This is a genomic window from Mycolicibacterium alvei, from assembly GCF_010727325.1.
Taxonomy (GTDB): Bacteria; Actinomycetota; Actinomycetes; order Mycobacteriales; family Mycobacteriaceae; genus Mycobacterium; species Mycobacterium alvei.
Map to the genome: position 1 here is coordinate 3,563,263 of NZ_AP022565.1, position 20,895 is coordinate 3,584,157.

Here is a 20,895-nt window from a genome sequence, read left to right on the forward strand (position 1 = left end):
GCGTAAAACAACACATATCAACATTTAATCGGGCTTCAACCCACGCAAACGGAGGCTCATGTACGCCGAGGAGCGCCAGCAGGCCATCGCCGCGCTGGTCATGAGCAAGGGCCGCGCCTCCGTCGCCGAACTGGCGCAGGCCTACGACGTCACCACCGAGACCGTCCGCCGCGATCTCGCGGTGCTCGACAAGGCCGGGGTCGTGCGTCGGGTTCACGGCGGGGCTGTCCCGGCCCGGTCGCTGCACCTCGTGGAAGCCGGCGTCGGCGAACGCGACACCACCCGCGCCGCGCAGAAAGACGCCATCGCCACCGCCGCGGTTGATTTCTTCCCCCTCAGCGGCGCCAGTGTGCTGCTGGACGCGGGGACGACCACCGCCCGCGTCGCGTCGCACGTGCCGACCGATCGGGAACTCACCGTGCTGACCAACTCCGTGCCGATCGCCGGCCTCCTCGCCACCCTGCCCACCGTCACGCTGCAGTTGCTCGGCGGGCGGGTCCGCGGCCTCACCCAGGCCGCCGTCGGCGAACAGGTAGTGCACGTACTCGACACCCTGCGGGTGGACATCGCATTCATCGGCACCAACGCCCTCAGCGTGCGGCACGGGCTGTCCACTCCCGACACCGAGGAAGCGGCCGTCAAGCGGGCCATGGTCCGGGCTGCGAATTATGTTGTGGTGGTGGCAGACTCCTCGAAGGTCGGCCAGGAGGACTTCGTCAGCTTCGCCCCCATCGACAGCGTCGACACCCTGATCACCGACAGCGAGATCTCCGACGCCAACCGGGCGCTGCTCACCCAGCACGGGGTCGAGGTGGTGATCGCATGATTCTCACCGTCACCCCGAACCCCAGCCTGGACCGCACCGTCACGCTGGGATCGCCGTTGACGCGTGGAGCCGTGCAGCGCGTCGATTCCGTTACCGTCGAACCGGGCGGCAAGGGCATCAACGTGGCCCGGGCGCTGACCTTGGCCGGCGTCGCCGCCGAAGCCGTGCTGCCCGCCGCGGACACCGATCCCCTTCTCGCGGCGTTGCGGGCACACGGTGTTCCGTTCACCGGCGTTCCCATCACGCAGCCCGTCCGCACCAACGTTGCCATCACCGAATCCGACGGCACCACAACAAAACTCAACGAGCGGGGTGCTGAGGTGGACTCTGACGCGCTGTCGGTGCTGACCAGTTGCGTGCTGGACAAGGCGCGGGACGCAACGTGGGTGGTGCTGTCCGGGTCGTTGCCGCCCGGGATTCCGGACGACTGGTACGCCCAGGTGGTGCGGCTGCTGGCGCCGCTCGGTTGCCGGGTCGCCGTCGATACGTCCGAGGCGCCGTTGGCCGCGCTGGCCGCCGCGTTCGAGGTGGCCGCTCCCGATCTGATCAAGCCCAACGCCGAGGAGCTGGCCGACCTGGCCGGTGTTCCGGCGGCGGAGCTGGAAGACGCTGCCGCCCGGGGTGATATGTCCCCGGTGGTCTCTGCCGCTGGTGTTCTCGTCGCACGCGGTGTCGGTGCGGTCCTCGCGACGCTCGGCGCCGCCGGCGCGGTCCTCGTCGACGGCAATGGCGCCTGGCTGGCCACGCCGCCGCCGATTATTCCGCGCAGCACCGTCGGCGCGGGCGACGCCTCCCTGGCCGGCTACCTGCGCGCCGCCGTCGCCGGAGCCGATGCCCCGCACCGGTTGCAGATGGCCGTCGCCTACGGCAGTGCCGCCGCGGCACTTCCCGGATCGGCCCTACCCACGCCCGCCCAACTCGACCTCGATGCCGTCCGTACCCACCCCATGAAGGTGTCGCCATGACTCAACCGATCATCACCTCCGATCTCGTCCTGCTCGACGTCGACGCGGGCGGTGACAAGGAATCCGTCGTCACCCGTTTGGTCGGTGCGCTCGCCGAGGCGGGCCGGACCAGTGACACCGCGGGTCTGGTGGGTGCTGCGATGGCCCGCGAAGCGCAGTCGGCCACCGGTCTGCCGGGCGGGATCGCGATTCCGCACTGCCGCTCGCCCTACGTCGACACCCCGACGATCGGCTTCGCCCGGCTGTCCCCCAAGGTTGACTTCGGCGCCCCCGACGGCCCGGCCGATCTGGTGTTCCTGATCGCCGCACCGGAATCCGGTGGGGCCGAACACATGAAGCTGCTCTCCAGCCTGGCGCGCGCGCTGGTCCGCAAGGACTTCGTGGCGTCACTGCGCGATGCCGCGAGTGTCGACGAGGTGGTGGCGCTCGTCGACGGCGTCGTGAATCCGGCGCCCGCTGCTGCTCCTGTTGTAGCTCCTGAACCGGCCAAGGCGGTGTCGATCGTCGCGATCACGGCCTGCCCCACCGGCATCGCCCACACCTACATGGCGGCCGATGCGCTCAAACAGGCCGCCGACGACGCCGGCGTCGATTTGGCAGTCGAAACCCAGGGCTCGTCCGGGAGTACACCACTGTCCGCGGCCACGATCGCCGCGGCCGATGCTGTCATCTTCGCCACCGACGTCGGGGTCAAGGACAAGCAACGCTTCGCCGGCAAGCCCGTCGTCGCCTCCGGCGTCAAACGTGCCATCAACGAACCCGGCGTGATGATCGCCGAAGCCGTCAGTGCGGCAGGCAATCCCAAGGCACCGCGAGTGACCGGCTCGGTCGACGAGGCCACTCCGACCGCGTCGGGCGACGTCGGCTGGGGTACCCGCATCAGGCAGATCCTGCTCACCGGCGTGAGCTACATGATCCCGTTCGTCGCGGCCGGCGGTCTGCTCATCGCCCTGGGCTTCCTCTTCGCCGGGTACGACATCGGCAATACGGCTGAGGGTCAATCGAGCCCACTGGCCTACGGCATGAACTCGCTGGGCCACCACATCGCCGTCACCAACACGCTGGCCGACCTTCCGCCCGGCGGGCTGACGCAGTATCTCGGGGCGGTGCTGTTCACGCTCGGCGGCCTGGCCTTCATGTTCCTGGTGCCCGCCCTCGCCGGCTACATCTCGTTCGCGATCGCCGACCGGCCCGGTATCGCACCGGGTTTCACCGCGGGAGCGGTCGCCGTGTTCGTCGGCGGTGGGTTCATCGGCGGCATCGTCGGCGGCCTGATCGCGGGGTTCGCCGCGCACTGGATCGGTTCGTTCAAGGTGCCGCAGTGGTTCCGGGGACTGATGCCGGTCGTGGTGATCCCGCTCGGTGCGTCACTGACCGTCGGCCTGTTGATGTTCCTGCTGCTCGGCCGACCGCTCGCTGCCCTGACCACCGGCCTGACCAACTGGCTCAGCGGCATGACCGGAACCTCGGTCGTGATCCTGGGGGTCATCCTCGGCCTGATGATGTGCTTCGACCTCGGCGGGCCGGTCAACAAGGCGGCCTACGCATTTGCCACCGCCGGCCTCAACGTCGCCGACCCGGCAACCCTGCGCATCATGGCCGCGGTGATGGCCGCCGGCATGGTGCCACCCTTGGCGATGGCGCTCGCGTCGACGCTGCGGCCGCGGCTGTTCACCGAACCCGAGCGGGAGAACGGCCGCGCGGCATGGCTTTTGGGTGCCTCCTTCATCTCCGAAGGTGCCATCCCGTTCGCCGCGGCCGATCCGCTGCGGGTCATCCCGTCGATGATGTTCGGCGGCGCCGTCACCGGTGGGCTGATCATGGCCTTCGACGTCACGCTCAAGGCTCCCCACGGCGGTATCTTCGTGTTCTTCGCGATCGGCAACCTGCTGTGGTTCCTCGTCGCGCTCGCTGCCGGCACCGTCGTCGGCGCTCTGGCCGTCATCGCGGCCAAACAGTTCGTCAAGCCCAACCTCACCACGCCGGAGACGCCGGCGCTGGCCACCACCTAGTCACAACCCCGAGGAGAAACCATGCCCAGCAAGACTGTCACCGTCGGTTCGGCCATCGGCCTGCACGCCCGCCCCGCCGCGATCATCGCCGAGACCGTGGTCAACGCCGGCGTCCCGGTCACCCTGTCGATGGATGGCGGCGAACCCGTCGACGCCGGATCGGCCCTGATGATCATGACGCTCGGCGCCGCCAATGGCGCTCAGGTGACCGTTGAATCTGACGACGCCGATGTGTTGGCAACGGTGACCGAGCTGGTCGAGCAGGATTTGGACGCTTAGGTGGTCGACACCTCATTGGAATCACATCGTTCGTGATCGCATGTCTGTTGATCTACAGAGGAATTCACGCCGTGGAGGGCGGTTGCCGTGGACCCCGACCTTGCGAGACTGCGTAGTTCATCGCGTTGCCCACGGTGGCGAGCATGCCTTGATAGTGAGCGATTTCGCGGTCAATCTGTTCACGGAACTCAGCGCGCAGGACTTCGACCTGCTTCTTTGCCCGCCCCTTTTTCCTACTCAGGTACAGCCGTTTGTCGCCGACGCTCCGGATGAGTTCGTGACACCTGTTCGCTTCCGCGGCCAACTCGTCGTAGGGCGCCGACCACAGGCGGTCCCCCGGCCAGCGCGCCCAGAATGCCGATGAGTGTGTATACAACTGGGCAAGTGTGCGATACGACGACTTTCGGCTGTACCAATCAAGTCCAAAGAAGAATCCCGCACTTCCGATTATGGCTATCAGCCCTATTACCGCCATAGGGACCCAACCCTCAATGAAGGAACCTATATCTGAGGCGGCGCTCGATGTCACCCGAATTCCCCTGCACTGGCGGCCTGACGATCTCGTGCAGCTGCCTCGTTTAGTGCCACCACTACCCGGTCGATCCAATGGCGCACAGCGGCAACGTCTTTAGCTGACGCTTCGGCATTGTAGGTGTCCAACTTGCGTTCCTCGAGTAGAAGAACCAACAGCCAACACCGCTGCGCCTCCTCGTCCAACGCCCCATAGGGCGCACGACCCAATTGGTCAGCGGGCCAACGGGCGCGGAACTCCGCCGATTCCTTCTCCAAACGCCGACGACAGGCCATCGGCCGATTCGTAGTGAACCACCACCAGACCCAGCATGCGGCCGGGATAACGACTGCCGCCAACAGGGCTAGGAAGATCACACCAGCCAGCGCCTCCTGTGGAGTATCCGGCCAACTACGCCCGGACAGAGAGACATACCCTCTAGTCGGAAGCCGCATGCTCGCAGTGTAGCCAGGCTGCATCGCCCGAGTGTTCGTAGTCGGCCGGGACCGCACACCAACCGCTCAAATTGGCGCTCAGAACCTCGTCTTCACGCTGTTACGGTTGAGAATCAACGGGGAAGGAGCCCAATGGGCACGCTGGAGCACGCTAAGCAGGTAATCGAGATCGGCTTCGCCGGCAAGGGGTTCGGTGAGCACCTGTTCGCGGCGAATTCAGACGACCCGCAGGCGGCCAGCCTCGCAAAGATCGGCTTTGTGGCAGATGGCATAGGCGCAGGACAGATGCTCGGCGAGTTTGGCGCGAACAAACTCTTCGGGGTTACGCCTACCAGCTTCAGCTCGTACAGCTCGCCGGCAAAAACGATTAACGGCTTCGGTACGCCGATCATCGGTGCGGCCCTTCTTGCCATTAATGGGATGCAGTTGATGTGCGGGGTGGGTGATCCGGAGACCGGTGATCGGTTCGCGAAAGGTGCTCACCATTTCACAGCGATCGCAGACACCCTTAAGTGGTCGACGCCCACCGAACAGTGGCATGGACGCGGATCGGATGCATACGCCGCCGAGAACGAGCAGCAGCAAGAACGTGCCGCGAAAATGAGCAAGATCGATGCAGAAGTGAAGGGCATCGTCGCCAACGAGGCCAAGCAGATCAGCAACACACGCACTGCCCTCGAAATTGTCGCGACGTCGCTGACCTTCATGATCCCTATCGCGATTGCTATCGGGAAGATCCCGCCGACGGGGCCGGCGAACCAGATGGCGTTCGAGATTGGCGCAGTCGCGGGTTCGATGCCGATCGCGTTGGGAGCGTTTGGGACCATGGAGTCCCTGACCCTGGCGAATGCGCAGAAGTTCCGGCAAGCAGCCAGCGACTACCAAGAGGTCGCAGCCGGCGCTAAGCCCGCGGGAGCACCACCAGCGTCTGTGTCACCGCCAGGCGGAAGTACGACGTCCAAGCCATGGTCTCCCTCCGGGGGCTCAGCCACAGGCACCGGGGAGGGTTCGATCAATGTCTGACGGGACGCTGGGAGTTACTTCTTCACATGTTCGTGAGCTGTCCGACGGCCAGAAGATGGCACAGCAGCTTATCGAGTTGAACAGCGAGGTCACCGGCGGCGTCAGCGCTTCGATGTTGGTGAACCACGGCCCGATCTGCGCTGTGAGCATCACAGCCCTGGAATTTGCCAACAACGCTCGCGAGGCCGCATGCGCGGCGATGGCGTCCGTGTCACAGGACATGTCGGAGAAACTGAACATCTCCGCAGCGCAATACGACCAAACAGACACCCAAGCGGGAGCAGATATCGGCAAACAGATGCACCCGCGCTGATCTGTCTGACCATATGTTCGTTGACTGACCCTGAACAGGTATGACTAACACATGACGCCCCGCGGTTCCGATGACTGGGACGACACCGACGACGACGGCCTCGATGCGCTCGATTTGGGCACCCCGCTGTTCACCGACGATGTGTCGGGACTGGATGCCCTGCCGGACTATGCGGGGGGCGACGCCGATCAGGACGGGGCGCACGACAGCGGCCTCGATGCCGTCCACGACTACACCGGCCATGAGGTCGACAAGGTCGTGGACGACAGCTTCGGTGCATTCGATACCGAGGCCGAACCCGAAGACCAAGAGCGGATCCCGGTGGTCCAGGCCATCAACCCGCCAGGCACCGTCACCGTCACCGCATACCTGAATGGTTCCGTCGCTCAAGTGGACCTGGACCCGAAGGTGACTGCCCTCACCGAGGCTCAACTGGCCGACGAAGTCCGCTTCGTGGCTGGCGTAGCAGCCAAGCGCGCGACAGCAGTAATGCACATCGGTGTGGTGAATATGCTCATCGCGCAGGGCATGGCCCTGCCCGAAGCCCGAGACTTCGTGGCAACGAATATGCCGTACGCGACCCCAGAACAAGCCGGCGAAGCGGAGCTAGCACTCATCGCACGGCACAGCGACCATTGAAGCCGTCAATCCTGGGCAGAACCGATACCCGCACGGCCTGTATCACCACGGTCGCCAGGCGTTTGAGACCTCACAGCGTCGAGGCGGCATGCCGCGGCACATCTCAGCGATGCACGTGCGCAGAACGGCCCCACCGCGAGACCGACATGCGCAGGTGGGCAGTGACTTCACACTCCCGCCATTGCCGGATGCAAAACTCACTGCGGACACAAAGCGTTATCAGCCTCACCCGGGCACCCTTATGATTGCCTGCGTGCAAATAGCCGGACGGCTTGACGTGAGACGATGCGTTTCTGAACAGGCCGGATATTGTTTGCTGAACGTGCGGCAGCACACTGCAGACATGTCCGATGTCATTGGGGGAGTGTGAGGCGTGCAGCGCTTAGTCGTAATGCTGCTGGCGGTTTTGTTGGCTCTATTCAGTGCGCCTCCGGCGTTCGCGATCGATCCGCCGGCGATCGACGCCGCGGCTGTTCCGCCTGATGAGACCGGCCCCGACCAGCCGACCGAGCAGCGCAAGATCTGCGCGGCGCCGACGGTCATGCCGAATTCGAACTTCGCCGACAAGCCCTGGGCAGCGGACTACCTGAGGCTGGCCGACGCACAGAAGTTCGCAACGGGCGCCGGCGTAACTGTCGCGGTGATCGACACCGGGGTCAACGGTTCACCCCGGGTGCCGGCCGAGCCGGGCGGCGACTTCGTCGACGCCGCAGGCAACGGGATGTCCGACTGCGACGCCCATGGAACCCTGACCGCGTCGATCATCGCCGGACGCGGGTCCCCTACGGACGGATTCATCGGCGTGGCCCCCGATGCGCGACTGCTTTCGCTGCGTCAGACCTCCGTGGCGTTCCAGCCCAAGGGTTCGCGCCAGGATCCCAACGACCCGAACACCACCCAGACCGCGGGCTCGATCCGCAGTTTGGCCCGCTCGGTGGTGCACGCGGCCAACCTGGGCGCGCAGGTGATCAACATCAGTGAGGCCGCCTGCTACAAGGTGACCCGCCGGATCGACGAGAGCAGCCTGGGCGCGGCCATCAACTACGCCGTGAACGTCAAGGGCGCGGTGATCGTGGTGGCCGCCGGTAACACCGGCCAGGACTGCACCCAGAACCCACCGCCGGATCCGTCGGTCCCGGCCGATGCCCGCGGCTGGAAGGGCGTGCAGACGATCGTCAGCCCGGCCTGGTACGACCCGCTGGTGCTCACCGTCGGCAGCATCAGCCAGAACGGTCAGCCGAGCAACTTCTCGATGTCGGGCCCGTGGGTAGGTGCCGCGGCTCCCGGCGAGAACCTCACTGCGCTCGGCTACGAGGGCCAGCCCATCAACGCCACCCCCGGCGAGGACGGCCCGGTGCCGCTGAACGGCACGTCGTTCTCGGCCGCATACGTCTCCGGTCTGGCGGCACTGGTCAAGCAGCGCTTCCCGGATCTGACCCCGGCGCAGGTGATCAACCGGATCACCGCCACCGCACGGCATCCCGGCGGCGGCGTCGACAACTACGTCGGTGCGGGCGTGGTCGATCCGGTCGCCGCACTGACGTGGGAGATTCCCGAGGGGCCCGAGAAGGCGCCGTTCCGCGTCAAGGAAGTCCCGCCGCCGGTGTACATCCCGCCGCCAGACCGCGGTCCGATCACGGGCGTGGTGGTTGCCGGGGCCGCACTGGCCCTGATTCTCGGGATCGCGGCGATGACCCGACGCGCGTTGCGGCGGCGCCAATGAACTTCCTACAGAGGCATTTCGGCTTCCGCTTCACCACGGGGCACGCCATCTGGGCGGCCACGCTGATTCCGGCGTGCCTCGCCATCTGCCTGCACTTCCACCTGTTGTGGCTGGGGATCACGCTGTCGGTGTTGATCGCGATCTTCTCGGTGCTGACCATCCGCGGTTACCGGCTCACCGGGTGGGTCCGGGCGATCTTCTCCTGGCGGCGCCGCCACCGCAGCACGCCCGATGTGCCGTCGGAGCCTGCGGTCGGCGCCACCGTGATGCCCGGCGATCACGTCGCGGTGCGGTGGCAGGGTGATTACCTGGTCGCGGTGATCGAGCTGGTACCAAGGCCTTTCACCCCGACGGTGATCGTCAACGGTGGTGCCGTCTCCGACGACACCGTCAGCACCAAGCTGGTCGAGAAGCTGCTGGCGGCGCACTGCCCCGACCTCGAGGCCGACATCGTCTCGGCCGGCTATCGGGTCGGCAAGATCGCGCCCGCGAGCCTGGTGGCCCTCTACGAGCAGGTGGTCGGCCCGTACCCGGCACCGGCCAACCGGCGCACCTGGATCGTGCTCCGCGCCAAACCGGAGGAGACCCGGCGATCTGCTCAGCGACGCGACAGCGGGGTGTCCGGGCTGGCCCGGTACCTGGTGGCCTCGGCTACCCGTATCGCAGACCAGCTGGCCAGCAACGGGATTGACGCGCAGTGCTCGCGCAGCTTCGACGATTACGACAAGGCCACCGAGATCTCCTTCGAGAAGGAGACCTGGTCGTTGATCAAGGGCCGCAGCACCTTTACCGCGGCCTACAACGCTCCCGGCGGCCCGGACGTCTGGTGGTCGGCGCGGGCCGACCACACCACCACCTGTGTGCGGGTCCGCCCCGGGACCGCACCGACGACGACGGTGCTGTTGACCACACTGTCCACCCCGACGACGCCGCGCGGATTTTCCTGCCTCTACGGCGGGCAGCGGGCGGCCCTTCAAGGGCTCACCCCGGTGACCGACAAGCACCATGAGCTGCCGATCGGTTCGGCCGGGGTGCTCGTCGGTGAGACCTCGGACCGCTACCCGGTGTACATGCCGTTCGACAACGTCGACGTCAGCATCAACCTCGGCGACGCGCGCCTGTTCACCCAGTTCGTCATCCGCTCCGCGGCATCCGGGGCCGTGGTCACGCTCGGTCCGCAGTTCCGCGAGTTCGCCACGATGATCAACGGCCGCGTCGGCCGGGTACCGCGCGTCGCGTGGCCGAACTCGACGACGTACCTGGGCCCGCATCAGGGTGTCGGCCGAGTAATCATGCGGCCCAACTTCATTGACACACCACGGCACCGCCAGCTGCCCATCACGTTGATCAACCCACGTGAAGAGAGCCGCTACCAGATGGCGCTGGAACAATGACATCGAGCTTGCTGGGAGAGGGGTCCCAGAAGGGTGGGAGGGAACAGGTATGACAGAGGAGATGCATCCGCAGGTCGCAGCTGTCCTGCGCCAGGCGCAACAGCTGCAGTCCCTCATGGATGACCAACTGCACAAGATGAACACTGAAACGTTCACCGCAGCAGACGAAGCCAGGAGCGTCGAAGTCACGCTCAACGGGCACCATCATCTGATCGACGTGTACATCAAGGACGGATTGTTGCGACTCGGCGCGCAAGCCGTCGAGCAACGGCTCAATGAAGCGATTCAGAAGGCCACCGCCGCAGCGACCTCCTCGATCGAGGCTGATCGTGAGCGACTCGATGCGATGGTCGCGGAGTTGACTGCCGAAGGACAGCAGCTGGGCTGAGGTCCGCGGAACCGCCGAGGACGGCGATGGGGAATTTCAGCAGACGATTTGGCATCGCACTCAACCTGATTCTTGCGTTGGTATGCGGCATCTGGGCATTCATCGCGATCAAACACTTGAACTTCATTACTGCGGTGATCGCAGTCGGGCTAATCACCACCTGCCTATTGGTTGCCATCCAGTTGGTGGTATCGAAAAATGCTGTGGTCCAAGCTGCGTTCGATGAATCTGGGATGCTATTACGCCCGGACAGTCGCTTGGAGTCGACTCAGCGGAGATCGAACCTCGCCCTCGCGCTGTCTGGACTGTCGATGTTCATTGCATGGACAACCGGCTGGCTCTACCTGCCACTACCCGATGGAGTGGGCCAAGTCTTTCCCATCGCCTTCGGCGCCACTGGCCTCGTTGCGGGTTGGTTTTGGTTTGTATTCAAGCGCCAAGGGGGCACCAGCTACCTGCTGCTTACTCCCGAGGAATTTGAGTTCCCCAATCTCGGTTCATTGAACTCAGGAAAGTGGGACGACATCACGGCGGTGACGGACCAGCTTCCCACCGAGGGACGGTTCTGGACCCCCATGGGGATCACCATGAAGGACGGTTCGAGACTCGTGATGGACTCTCCGGGCAGCTATACCCGAAAGGGCACTGCCCTGATCGAGTTGGTGCGCTTCTACTGGCGCCACCCCGAGCAGCGAAGCGAGTTCACGGACGGACACGCGCTGGACCGCCTTCGCGCTTTGGATCCACAGCACAGTCCGGGCACTAAGTCCTGACCCGATCCCGACTTTGTGTTAGTTACGTCCAGGGGTGTGGTGTACGGGCGTTGGGCCTGGTGGGCGTGTCGTAGCCCGGTAGAGGGCGGTCATCGCGTGATTCTTCGAAGTGACCCGCAAAGTCAATCGAAGGAGAACAACGCGATGACCTCGTCTGAGCCTATCGACCTCGAGCAGCTGCTGTCCGATCAACTCGCCCAGGCCAGCCCGGATCTGCTGCGTGGGCTGCTGTCGGCATTCATCCACGCGCTGATGGGTGCTGAAGCCGACGCCATCTGCGGGGCCGGGTACCGCCAGCGCAGCGACGAGCGGTCCAACAGCCGCAACGGGTATCGGCACCGTGATTTCGATACCCGTGCCGGCACCCTCGATGTCGCGATTCCCAAGCTGCGGCAGGGCAGCTATTTCCCGGACTGGCTGTTGGAGCGGCGCAAACGCGCCGAGCGGGCGCTCACGTCGGTGGTGGCCACCTGTTACCTGCTGGGGGTGTCCACGCGGCGGATGGAGCGACTCGTCGAATCCCTCGGTGTGACAAGGCTTTCCAAGTCGCAGGTTTCGGTCATGGCCGCCGAGCTCGATGAGGCGGTGGAGGCGTTTCGGACCCGCCCGCTCGATGCCGGCCCGTACACGTTCGTGGCTGCTGACGCCTTGGTACTCAAGGTGCGCGAGAACGGCCGCGTGGTCGGAGTGCACACCCTGATCGCCACCGGCGTCAACGCCGAGGGCTACCGCGAGATCCTGGGCATCCAGGTCACCTCCGCTGAGGACGGGGCGGGCTGGCTGGCGTTCTTCCGCGACCTGGTGGCCCGCGGCCTGTCCGGGGTCGCGCTGGTCACCAGCGACGCCCACCAGGGGCTGGTGGCCGCGATCGGCGCCACCCTGCCCGGAGCAGCCTGGCAGCGGTGCAGAACCCATTACGCGGTCAACCTGATGGCCGTCACCCCGAAATCCTCCTGGCCGTGGGTGCGCACCCTGCTGCACTCCATCTACGACCAACCCGACGCCGAATCCGTTCACGCGCAATACGATCGGGTGCTCGACGCGCTCTCCGACAAACTCCCCAAGGTGGCCGAGCACCTCGACGCCGCCCGGGCTGACCTGCTGGCATTCACCGTGTTCCCCAAGCAAATCTGGCGCCAAATTTGGTCGAACAATCCCCAGGAACGCCTCAATCGAGAGGTGCGGCGCCGCACCGACGTCGTCGGCATCTTCCCCGACCGGACCTCCATCATCCGCCTCGTCGGGGCCGTGCTCGCCGAACAACACGACGAATGGATCGAAGGACGGCGCTACCTCGGCCTCGACGTCCTCACCCGCGCCCGAACCTCGCTGACCGACACCGAGGAGCCCACCGACCAGCAAACCAACACCACACCAGCCCTGACCGCCTAAACTGCACCCCGAAGGATCACGCGATCGAGCGAACTCCTACACCACGCCACCGGGCTTGGCCTTTGTGTTCGATGCACGATTTTTGTTGCGCTCGAAGCACAAATGACGGTGTTCGGGTCATCGGATGCCGTACACCGCGTGAATTACTCGGCGAGCAAGGGTAGTCCGCGAACCAGATTACTCAGGCGGAAAAGGCCTGGTGTACAACGAAACTCGCCGACGACACGTTGCGAGTCGTCGGCGAGCCGTTGTCTACTGACCTGGTTTACTTGCCGTCCTTGGGGTCCTTACGTGCACGACGACCGATAACCGCCTCGGTGTACGCGCGATCTTCCTTGTAAAGGTCTTCGTCCTCCGACAGGTTGGGATTGCGGCGTTTCTCCTTGCCCTGGTTCTGGCCGTGGCCACCGCCCATGCCACCCATACCGCCACCCATACCGCCCATACCGCCACCGCCCGGGCTGCCTGGGACTCCACCGCCGCCACGTGCGGCCGCGGGAGACGGCCCCACCGAGTCCGCTCCGACAGCGGGACCCAACGGCATCGACGGCATACCCCCGCCGCCTCCGCCCATACCGCCTCCACCGCCGGCGCTGGCGGGCTTCAGGCTGGGTTCCCCGACGCCAGGCATCTCCGGCATGCCCTCGGTTCCCTTCGGAAGACCACTCGGCATGCCTCCGCTGGGCGCACCACCACCGGATGGGGAACCGCCACTCGGTGAGCCGCCACCGCTCGGAGAACCACCCGACCCCTGACCGGCGGACGGCTCAGCGCTTGCGGGCGACATCGACGGCATCTCGGGCATTGATGGCATCTCGGGAATGCTTGGATCGCCTCCACTGGTGGTGGGAGCGGAGGGACCACCTATCTGAGGGTTTCCACCAGGTGGTGGACCATCGGGAGTTGTCGACGCCACCCCGCGAATTGACGGCGGCATACCAGGCCTAATTTCGTGGAAAGCGACCTTATCTGCATACTTCTTCAACGCCGCGTCCGAACGCTCCTGAAAATGCGCATTCAGCGCGCCTTTCCCCAGCATTGCCGCGGGTGATAGGCCTACGAGGACACCGACGACGCCCCCCGGACTCAATCTCTCATAGGTCGCTACATCGTCCATTGTGGGGTGCTCATTGACAAGATCTCGGTGCGCATCGATGAAATTTTGTGCCTGCTCGATCATTCGCTCGGCTTCCGGGCCCATGTGCTCCCACCATTCACGCAGGCGCTCCATCGCCTCCGTGTAGGCGTCGGCGGCGGTGCCATCCCCCTTCGGCGCTATGAACTTGTCCTTGTGCTTGTCGAGCCAACCTTTGGTTCTCTTCCAGGCGTCCCTGAATTCCTCTAGCCCAGACGTATTGGTACCATCGAGCTCTTTCGCAGTCTCACGCCACTTAGCGTAGGCGCCCGTTTGTGCCGCGGCAGGATAAGGGACCTGAACGGTGGCCGGCGCAGCGTCCATCACCCCGCTTGGAACCACCGTCTCGAAACGTTGCGAAGGCCGGGCCCCGTCGCTATTCATGCTCTTGTCGAATTCTTCCTTCGACGTACTGACAACCTCGTCGAAAGCGTCGGCCGCAGCTCGTAGGGCCGATGCCATACGCCCTGCCTCGGTGTCAGCGGCGCTGAAAGTTTGTTCCAATCTGGTGGAAGACGCATTGAGTTGGTTCGTCGCGGCGGTGGTGATTTGCAGCGCGTCCGGTGGCGCCGGGAGGGGTACTGGTGATTTGTCCGCCCGATCCGCCGTGATATCCGCGGCCTTCTTCTTCATCTCGTCGGACGACCACCCGACCACCCCTTCTGTCACTGCTATTCATCCTCCCTATGTCGATGCCGCCGACGTACGAGAGCGGGCATCCGTGACGAAACCAAGATTTCGGCCGAACGGCGTTGCCGTCCGGGCGACGCGCAGCATCGATTTCCCGCGATAATCATATGGGCAGACCGAGGTTACGGCGTTCACTTCTTTTGCTGCCCGGATGCCTCGCCGGTGCGGCAGCAACAACGACGCTGCCGCGTCTCCTGGAACCTGAACCACCCGTCCTACGCATCGAGTGCGTCGGCGATCAACTGACCCACATGCTGCCAGTAAATGAAATCGGCGGCGGCCCGGCGTTGATCGGGTCCGTCCGTTGCGGCGTGTGCCTCATACACGGCCCACTCTTGAGCGTGGATTGCATACGTCAAGAACGCCTGCAAGTGCACCTGCCCGCGGTCGTAGGCGCTGCTGCACAGCGGCTCCCACACCTCTTCCCACAACGTCGTCCGACGGTCTTCTGGTGGGCTGGTGTCGGCCGATGCCGGCGGCAGGATGTTGATCAGGTCGGCGTCACTGAACCCTGCCAACCGCATGGCGATCTGCGGGGCGATCACCTGCAAACGATCCCGGCCCGCCATCTGGCCCTTCGCCGGGATGTCATCCGGTGTCAGCACGACCTTGTGGGCACCGGCGTCCGACTTCGCGAGGTGCTCTTCACCGCCGATCACCGCCCGCAGCGTCGTGTCGTGATGCTGGGCCCAACGCTGAACAGCCACCATCGGATAGGTCGCAAACGAGGCACGCTCGTTGGCCGGGATCGACTCATCGGCACTGACCAACTTCACATCCTCAGGCAACCGCACCTGCGCAGGCAGGTAGGCCAAACCGTAGTTATTGGCCACCACAATCTGTCCTTCGGCGGTCAACGCAGTAATCCAGTAAAAGTCGTAGTCCTCGATATTAAGCATGTCGGGCGCGTTGAGCGCCGCTGCGATCCGGCGCGCCAGTACCAGCGGATCCGAACTCCGCTTCGCAGCGTTCTGCGCGGCATCCCGCTCAGCGCGCGCGGCTGACACGGGAATCGGCGCGATCTGCGCACCGCCAGCGATGTTCGCGGGCGGGGCCGGGGGCGGTGCGACTGCGGGCGGCGGTGCAACGGGCCCGGCCGGAGGCGCGGTCGGCGGCGGACCCAGCGGCATACCGCCCATGCCCATCCCACCTCCCATGCCGCCGCCCATCGGGCCACCCGAGCCTGGGCCCTGCACCGGTGCAACAGGTGCCTGCGCGCCTGTTTGCGCCAACGGCGCAGCAGTGCTCGCTGGCGTCATCGCATCGCTGGCCGGAACCGTCGGCGATGGCGCCAACGGCGGTGCGCCACCGGACGAAGCGGCATGCACCGGCGTTCCCGACGAATCAGCGAAGCCTTGCGAGAAGGCCTGCGCAGGATCAGTCGGTGCCCCGCCGACCGGCGCTTGGCCTGTCCCGGACGACGGATCCATCCCCGCGCCCGCGCTGGCCGCCGAGGAGGCCGATGAGCCGCTGCCAGCGCCGGCAGCTCCAGACCCACCGCCCACGCCTGGAGCGCTCGCCGCGGAGGGAGCGGCGGCGGCAGGCACCGAACCTGCGGGCGCCCTTGTTCCGGTGCCGGTGCTGGGTTGAGCTATATTCGGCGCAACAAACGCGGGTGCGTCTCGGACAGCCTGTGTATCTGAAGCAGCACCATCGCCTGTCGCGGTCGGGGCCACATTCTCGACGCCGACAACAGCATCCCCTTCCGACGCTGACTCAGCGACCGCAGCGTCTCCGGACGAAACCTCCGCAACATCACCACCACCTTCAACACCTCCGGCATCAACAACTGCATCCCGTTCCGACGCTGACTCAGCGGCGGCACCGTCTCCGGACGAAACCTCCGCAACATCACCACCACCTTCAGCATGGTCGCCGGACTGCGACTCATCCCCCCCTTCGCCCTTCAGCAGTGATACCAACTGGGAGTCGTTTGCACCTGCTGCGCTGCCGTCGTCCTTTTGCGTTGATCCGGACCCACCAATGTTGTTATCAAGCAAGGTGGCAGGACCATCGCCGGGCGAAGTTTCCTGGGCGGTTTCGGTATTTCCGCTCAGGCTACTGGCCAAGCCGGCGAGAAACTGTTTGTTGGCAGCGTAGGCGAGTTTGGCGATATTTTTGGCGGTGCGCGCCGCCTCGTCAGCGTCTGTTCCCTCGTCTTTGGCTTTGTTCAGAAGATCATTAATTGCCTGAACTTGTGTATCAACGTAGTCGGCGATCGCTTGCTTTGCCATCCTAGTTGTCAAAAATGCCGTTCCACACCATTCAATCGCTTCGGTGAACTGCTTCTCAATTGCCTGTACCGCGTTGCTGTGTTCCTCAGCTTTCGCTGCCGCGGCCGTGGCGCTGCCGCCAATCCATATGAGCGGTCCGTTAAAAATGCCGGCACGCACTGTATCCCAAGTTTCCCGTGCCGCTATCGCAGCAGATTTCAGGCTATTCAGTATTTCTTCACGTGCAGTGAATTCCGATTCATCAAATTCAGGCCACGCGCCGGGACCGACCATAATATCAGCGTAAGGACCACTGGGCTTTACGATAGGATTTCCGCCCATAACCAGAAATAGGTCTGAAAGTTCGTCGATCAGCACTGGACCCGGCGATGAGGGTGCGACTGCATTCATGATTGAGCCTTGCAAGCCCAGAGTATCGCATTAGAGAGTGTATTTGAAGTCAACGACATGTAGACATAGTTTGGCGTATAGGTTGGAATACCCTTGACGTACGCACGCAGGTACTGCGCCGCGAATACTGCGAAGTCCTCCCAAATCGCGTTACCACTCCCGCGACCTAGCCGCTCCATGTCGTCGGCATACGTCACCAGCACTGGTGTCGCCGCGTCCATAATTGCCTTGCGCTCTGGAGTCCATTCCGGTGGTCGGACATTAGGGTTGAGTTCACGCCACTCCTTGGTATCAGCGTCGAAACGCTGCACCATGGCTATCCAGTCGCTACAGGCACCGTTATTTCTGCTCAAAAATATTTCCGGTACTGCCGCTCCATCATCGCGCGGTGAGGAACTGTTCGATGGAGGCTCTGTGGACGCGACAAGTGGGGCGGTCTGCTGCGCTGCTCGAAAGTGAATCGAATCACACAGTCGGTTCAATACCCCAAAGAATTTATTGGAAGCGACGGCAGTATAGTGGTCTGCCGAAGAGTAGGATGGCACCGCATCGACAAGCGCCTGCGCGTAGGCGTTGAATTGGCCGTATAGTTCGCGCACTACTCGATGTGGAGTTTGCTTGGCGATACTTGACACATTCGGAATTGCATCCGATAAAGCAGCGCTCTCTTTTTCAAAGGCTGCTCGCTGTTCTGTGCTCCATTCGGCCGCGGGCACGGAATAGTCTTGACTGTTCCAATTTACGGATTTGGATACCGCGGTGATTTGATCCGAAATCTTCCCCCAGGCCTCACATGTAGGGTCTTCGGTGATGATGTTGGCTGGCCCGGTGTCGTTAGCGCTGGCGAATTCGGACCCACCGTTGTCGGTACCAGCCTGACCGCCACCGGAATCGGGACGCAGCACAAGAACCGTGCCCACGATGCTCACGGCAATGATCGCGACAAGCGCCAGCCCCACCAGGATCCACTTGCCCTTACCACCCTTGTTCGGAGGCGAAGGCGGAGCGCCCCAAGGCTGCTGCTGAGGCCACGTCCCGCCCGGTTGCCCATACTGCGGCGCTCCATGAGGCTGCCCCGCCGGCCCACCACCGGCATACGGCGGTTGACCGCCCGAACCTTGCGGCGGCGGCCCGCCCCACTGTGGCCCACCATCGGAGGGTTGCGAACCGTACGGGCCCTGGGGAGGAAAGCTCATCACCAAACCTTCACGTCAAAAGAAACTCTGTCGGTCACAACAAGACTGAGGGGTCAACCGGAGGTCGCTTCGGCTGGGCAGGAACTGCTTCTAGCGGAGGATCAGCCGGCGCTGCCTCCACAGGCGCCTCTGCCACGGGAGCCCGCTGTTCACCACCATCGGACGCCGCGGCGCCGTCGGGCTTCTCCTCTTGGTCCTCCCGCTCACCCGGCTCCTCACGGTCCTCACCATCGGCAGACGTCTGTTGCACAGCATCTGGCCCCGCCCCCGCGGTATCGGTACCGGAGCCACCATCGGCACCTGCACCGTCCTGGCCGAGCCCCCCGCCCATCTGAGCGAACTGCTGCACACCTTGCATGATCGTCTGCGGGATCTGACCCGCTTGTTGAGCGATCTGCATCGGGATCTGACCCAACTGCTGGGCCATCTGCATCGGCATCTGCATCATCTGACCGAATTGACCCATCGCATCCGTGGCCCCGCCGCCATTCGAGCTCGATGAACCGAACTTCGAATCAAACTCCGCCAACCGGTCACTGACATCAGAGTGAGCCTGCTGATCGGTCTTCTCGTACCGATCAGCGGCCATGCCTATGTTGGTTGCCGTCGCGCGCGCATCGGTTCTAGTTGTCGGCAACGACTCCACCAGCGGTGCCTCAATCTCATTGGTACGACTGGTCAATGCCTGCGCCAACCGATCGGCACCCAATGATGGAAACGCGCTCGGCGGATCCGGGAGTGCATCGGCCGCATCTTGAAGACCCAGGGCACCCGCCCTCAGCTCGGCAATATTGACCCGCAACTCACCAGTCACCACACACCCCATCAACTAGACGCAAGGAAACTCAACGACCATGCCAACCAGCCGTATCGAACATCCCACACTCTGCATGACGGCGCGTTTGCGGCCGTCAAACGGAACATTCCACCAGTGACGGTCGACGATCCCCTCTACCAGTAGTCCAGGAAAATGCTACCCGAGCATGGTGCACCCCGAACGCACAAATCTTGGCGACCGGGCCTCCGCCCAGGGCGCCCACGATGAGCCGATTCGCCCGCCAGACCATCGGACTGCCCTGTAGCCCCGACGATTCATTGCTGAAGCCGTGGCTGGAGCGCCGGCCTGGACCGGCCTCGCCACGACCGCCTTGCTCAACTTTGGCTACTGCGACCGACGCAAATACGACTGGCTAAGCCAATCCCAATTCGCGTCCGCTTAACCGCTGCCTGTTCAGAACCGGGCCATTGTTCGCGGGATAGACAACCGCGTTCATGACTCCGCCTTGCACGCCCAATTGATCGCGCTATAAAGGCGGGCTGATAGCGATGACATGTAACCAGTATTCACCGTGTAAGTAGGTATCGCCTGAACATATGCCCGCATGGACTGCGCCGCAAGCACCGCAAAGTCTTCCCAGACCGGATTGCCACTTTGCCGGCCTAACTGTTCTATATCATTCGCAAACGCTGTCATCACAGGCATGACCGCGTCCATCACCGACATCTGATCGGGGGTCCATTCAGTGGCTGGAATCTTTGCGTCGATGTCTCGCCAGTCCTTGGCATCTTTCTCGAACCGCTGAACCGCGGTCATCCAGTCTTCGCACCTTCCGTGACGACTGGTCAAAAACCGCTCGGGCACCAGGTTGCGGTCACCGTTAGGCACCTGAGGATCAGAAGGAGGCGCCGCCTCCGAAATCAATGGGGCCGTTTGTTGTGCCGCACGGAAGTAGATCGCATCGCATACCCTGTTCAGGCTGCTAGCGAACTGATTTGAAGCAGCAACAGTTTTGTTATCATCAGATGAGTAGTTCGGAATCGAATCAATCACAGCCTGCGCGTAAGCATTGTACTGGCCATACAGTTCACGCATGACCCGATGGGGGGTCTGCTTGGCGAGGTTCCCCGCCTTTTCTATTGCGCTCTTCAGTGCTGCACTCTTTTTCTCAAATACCCTCTGCTGCTCTGGCGTCCACTCTGTCGCCGGCACCGAATAGTCTTGCTTATTCCATTCTGGGACCGCGGCAGACACATCCCGAGAGATTTTCGTCCAGGCTTCGCACGTGGGGTCTTCGGTGATGATGTTGGCTGGACCGGTGTCGTTGGCGCTGGCGAACGCGGAAGCACCGTCCGCAGTGTTGGACGAACCGTTACCGCCACCGGAATCGGGACGCAGCACAAGAACCGTGCCGACAATGCTCACCGCGATGATCGCGACAAGCGCCAGACCGATCAGGATCCACTTGCCCTTACCACCGTTGTTCGGTGGCGGTGGAGTGCCCGTCCAGCCCCGCTGAGACCACGGCCCGCCACCGGGCTGCTGACCGTAGTGCGGCGGCGGCCCACCCCACGGCGGCCCACCATCGGAGGGTTGTGAACCGTAGGGACCCTGGGGAGGAAAACTCATCACCACACCTTCACATCAGACAACACCGGCGGTCACGACAACGCTGAAAGATCAGCCGGTCGTCGGTGTGACTGGCGCAGGCCCGGATGCCGCCTACCGTTAGGCGCTACCGGAACTGTCCAATGCATCCGGTCCTCACCCGCCAGCCCG

General features: G+C 63.9%; 18 protein-coding genes. 12 read left to right on the forward strand and 6 right to left on the reverse strand.

All coding sequences use genetic code 11. The features are described from left to right. Positions 1 to 58: 58 nt before the first annotated feature. Genes G6N44_RS16990 through G6N44_RS17005 form a run of 4 tightly spaced genes read left to right on the forward strand, consistent with a single transcriptional unit; the run spans position 59 to position 4,082 of the window. Positions 59 to 826, forward strand: a complete 768-nt coding sequence (locus tag G6N44_RS16990; protein ID WP_163665906.1) for a DeoR/GlpR family DNA-binding transcription regulator — start codon at positions 59 to 61, stop codon at positions 824 to 826. Next, on the forward strand, positions 823 to 1,791 hold the full coding sequence (locus G6N44_RS16995; protein ID WP_163665908.1) for a 1-phosphofructokinase family hexose kinase: 969 nt from the start codon (positions 823 to 825) through the stop codon (positions 1,789 to 1,791). The genes G6N44_RS16990 and G6N44_RS16995 overlap by 4 nt, the downstream gene beginning before the upstream one ends. Continuing rightward, positions 1,788 to 3,803, forward strand: coding sequence for a PTS fructose transporter subunit IIABC (locus G6N44_RS17000; protein WP_163665910.1), 2,016 nt, complete (start codon positions 1,788 to 1,790; stop codon positions 3,801 to 3,803). Before G6N44_RS16995 ends, G6N44_RS17000 begins: the two co-directional genes overlap by 4 nt. Positions 3,804 to 3,824: 21 nt before the next feature. Then, positions 3,825 to 4,082 carry an HPr family phosphocarrier protein gene (locus tag G6N44_RS17005; protein ID WP_163665912.1) on the forward strand — a complete coding sequence of 86 codons (258 nt, stop codon included), beginning with the start codon at positions 3,825 to 3,827 and terminating at the stop codon, positions 4,080 to 4,082. Positions 4,083 to 4,146: 64 nt separating this feature from the next. Here the strand turns inward: G6N44_RS17005 and G6N44_RS17010 are convergent, their stop codons facing one another. Beyond that, the gene (locus G6N44_RS17010; protein ID WP_163665914.1) at positions 4,147 to 4,458 is read right to left on the reverse strand and encodes a hypothetical protein; all 312 of its coding nucleotides are present in this window, start codon (positions 4,456 to 4,458) and stop codon (positions 4,147 to 4,149) included. Between the two features lie 722 nt (positions 4,459 to 5,180). Between G6N44_RS17010 and G6N44_RS17015 the strand changes: the two genes are divergently transcribed. The 8 genes from G6N44_RS17015 to G6N44_RS17050 all read left to right on the forward strand — a co-directional run bounded on the left by G6N44_RS17015 (position 5,181) and on the right by G6N44_RS17050 (position 12,693). Beyond that, positions 5,181 to 6,071 carry an EspA/EspE family type VII secretion system effector gene (locus G6N44_RS17015; RefSeq protein WP_163665917.1) on the forward strand — a complete coding sequence of 297 codons (891 nt, stop codon included), beginning with the start codon at positions 5,181 to 5,183 and terminating at the stop codon, positions 6,069 to 6,071. Then, complete coding sequence (locus tag G6N44_RS17020) at positions 6,064 to 6,384, forward strand: type VII secretion target (RefSeq protein WP_163665918.1); 321 nt, start codon at positions 6,064 to 6,066, stop codon at positions 6,382 to 6,384. Before G6N44_RS17015 ends, G6N44_RS17020 begins: the two co-directional genes overlap by 8 nt. A 51-nt stretch (positions 6,385 to 6,435) precedes the next feature. Continuing rightward, positions 6,436 to 7,023, forward strand: a complete 588-nt coding sequence (locus G6N44_RS17025; protein WP_163665920.1) for a hypothetical protein — start codon at positions 6,436 to 6,438, stop codon at positions 7,021 to 7,023. 373 nt (positions 7,024 to 7,396) lie between these two features. After that, positions 7,397 to 8,746 carry a type VII secretion-associated serine protease mycosin gene (gene mycP / locus G6N44_RS17030; RefSeq protein WP_163665922.1) on the forward strand — a complete coding sequence of 450 codons (1,350 nt, stop codon included), beginning with the start codon at positions 7,397 to 7,399 and terminating at the stop codon, positions 8,744 to 8,746. Continuing rightward, positions 8,743 to 10,140, forward strand: coding sequence for a type VII secretion protein EccE (gene eccE / locus G6N44_RS17035; RefSeq protein ID WP_163665924.1), 1,398 nt, complete (start codon positions 8,743 to 8,745; stop codon positions 10,138 to 10,140). The genes mycP and eccE overlap by 4 nt, the downstream gene beginning before the upstream one ends. A 49-nt stretch (positions 10,141 to 10,189) precedes the next feature. Further along, positions 10,190 to 10,528 (forward strand): YbaB/EbfC family nucleoid-associated protein, encoded by a 339-nt coding sequence (locus G6N44_RS17040; protein ID WP_163665926.1) that lies wholly within the window; start codon positions 10,190 to 10,192, stop codon positions 10,526 to 10,528. A 26-nt stretch (positions 10,529 to 10,554) separates the two neighbouring features. Then, entirely contained in the window at positions 10,555 to 11,301 is a 747-nt protein-coding gene (locus G6N44_RS17045) for a hypothetical protein (RefSeq protein ID WP_163665928.1), read from the forward strand. Positions 11,302 to 11,445: 144 nt separating this feature from the next. Then, entirely contained in the window at positions 11,446 to 12,693 is a 1,248-nt protein-coding gene (locus G6N44_RS17050; protein ID WP_163665930.1) for an IS256 family transposase, read from the forward strand. 265 nt (positions 12,694 to 12,958) lie between these two features. Here G6N44_RS17050 and G6N44_RS17055 read toward each other — a convergent pair whose 3' ends face one another. The 5 genes from G6N44_RS17055 to G6N44_RS17075 all read right to left on the reverse strand — a co-directional run bounded on the left by G6N44_RS17055 (position 12,959) and on the right by G6N44_RS17075 (position 20,745). Next, a complete protein-coding gene (locus tag G6N44_RS17055; RefSeq protein ID WP_163665932.1) occupies positions 12,959 to 14,461 on the reverse strand; it encodes a PPE domain-containing protein in 1,503 nt (500 codons plus the stop codon). 272 nt (positions 14,462 to 14,733) lie between these two features. Beyond that, on the reverse strand, positions 14,734 to 17,109 hold the full coding sequence (locus G6N44_RS29555; protein WP_235682758.1) for an EspK C-terminal domain-containing protein: 2,376 nt from the start codon (positions 17,107 to 17,109) through the stop codon (positions 14,734 to 14,736). A gap of 29 nt (positions 17,110 to 17,138) precedes the next feature. After that, complete coding sequence (locus G6N44_RS17065; RefSeq protein WP_163665933.1) at positions 17,139 to 18,101, reverse strand: ESX-1 system-associated protein; 963 nt, start codon at positions 18,099 to 18,101, stop codon at positions 17,139 to 17,141. A 271-nt stretch (positions 18,102 to 18,372) separates the two neighbouring features. Beyond that, positions 18,373 to 18,927: a hypothetical protein gene (locus tag G6N44_RS17070; protein WP_163665935.1), complete on the reverse strand. Its 555-nt coding sequence runs from the start codon at positions 18,925 to 18,927 to the stop codon at positions 18,373 to 18,375. A gap of 681 nt (positions 18,928 to 19,608) precedes the next feature. Further along, positions 19,609 to 20,745 (reverse strand): ESX-1 system-associated protein, encoded by a 1,137-nt coding sequence (locus tag G6N44_RS17075; protein WP_163665937.1) that lies wholly within the window; start codon positions 20,743 to 20,745, stop codon positions 19,609 to 19,611. Between the last annotated feature and the right edge of the window lie 150 nt (positions 20,746 to 20,895).

What these genes read in the sequence shown, in the direction of transcription:
- G6N44_RS16990 (WP_163665906.1), top strand. Translation starts at nt 59, where the DNA reads ATGTACGCCGAGGAGCGCCAGCAGGCCATCGCCGCGCTGGTCATGAGC.
- G6N44_RS16995 (WP_163665908.1), top strand. Translation starts at nt 823, where the DNA reads ATGATTCTCACCGTCACCCCGAACCCCAGCCTGGACCGCACCGTCACG.
- G6N44_RS17000 (WP_163665910.1), top strand. Translation starts at nt 1,788, where the DNA reads ATGACTCAACCGATCATCACCTCCGATCTCGTCCTGCTCGACGTCGAC.
- G6N44_RS17005 (WP_163665912.1), top strand. Translation starts at nt 3,825, where the DNA reads ATGCCCAGCAAGACTGTCACCGTCGGTTCGGCCATCGGCCTGCACGCC.
- G6N44_RS17015 (WP_163665917.1), top strand. Translation starts at nt 5,181, where the DNA reads ATGGGCACGCTGGAGCACGCTAAGCAGGTAATCGAGATCGGCTTCGCC.
- G6N44_RS17020 (WP_163665918.1), top strand. Translation starts at nt 6,064, where the DNA reads ATGTCTGACGGGACGCTGGGAGTTACTTCTTCACATGTTCGTGAGCTG.
- G6N44_RS17025 (WP_163665920.1), top strand. Translation starts at nt 6,436, where the DNA reads ATGACGCCCCGCGGTTCCGATGACTGGGACGACACCGACGACGACGGC.
- eccE (WP_163665924.1), top strand. Translation starts at nt 8,743, where the DNA reads ATGAACTTCCTACAGAGGCATTTCGGCTTCCGCTTCACCACGGGGCAC.
- G6N44_RS17040 (WP_163665926.1), top strand. Translation starts at nt 10,190, where the DNA reads ATGACAGAGGAGATGCATCCGCAGGTCGCAGCTGTCCTGCGCCAGGCG.
- G6N44_RS17045 (WP_163665928.1), top strand. Translation starts at nt 10,555, where the DNA reads ATGGGGAATTTCAGCAGACGATTTGGCATCGCACTCAACCTGATTCTT.
- G6N44_RS17050 (WP_163665930.1), top strand. Translation starts at nt 11,446, where the DNA reads ATGACCTCGTCTGAGCCTATCGACCTCGAGCAGCTGCTGTCCGATCAA.
- G6N44_RS17055 (WP_163665932.1), bottom strand. Translation starts at nt 14,461, where the DNA reads ATGAAGAAGAAGGCCGCGGATATCACGGCGGATCGGGCGGACAAATCA.
- G6N44_RS17070 (WP_163665935.1), bottom strand. Translation starts at nt 18,927, where the DNA reads ATGGCCGCTGATCGGTACGAGAAGACCGATCAGCAGGCTCACTCTGAT.
- G6N44_RS17075 (WP_163665937.1), bottom strand. Translation starts at nt 20,745, where the DNA reads ATGAGTTTTCCTCCCCAGGGTCCCTACGGTTCACAACCCTCCGATGGT.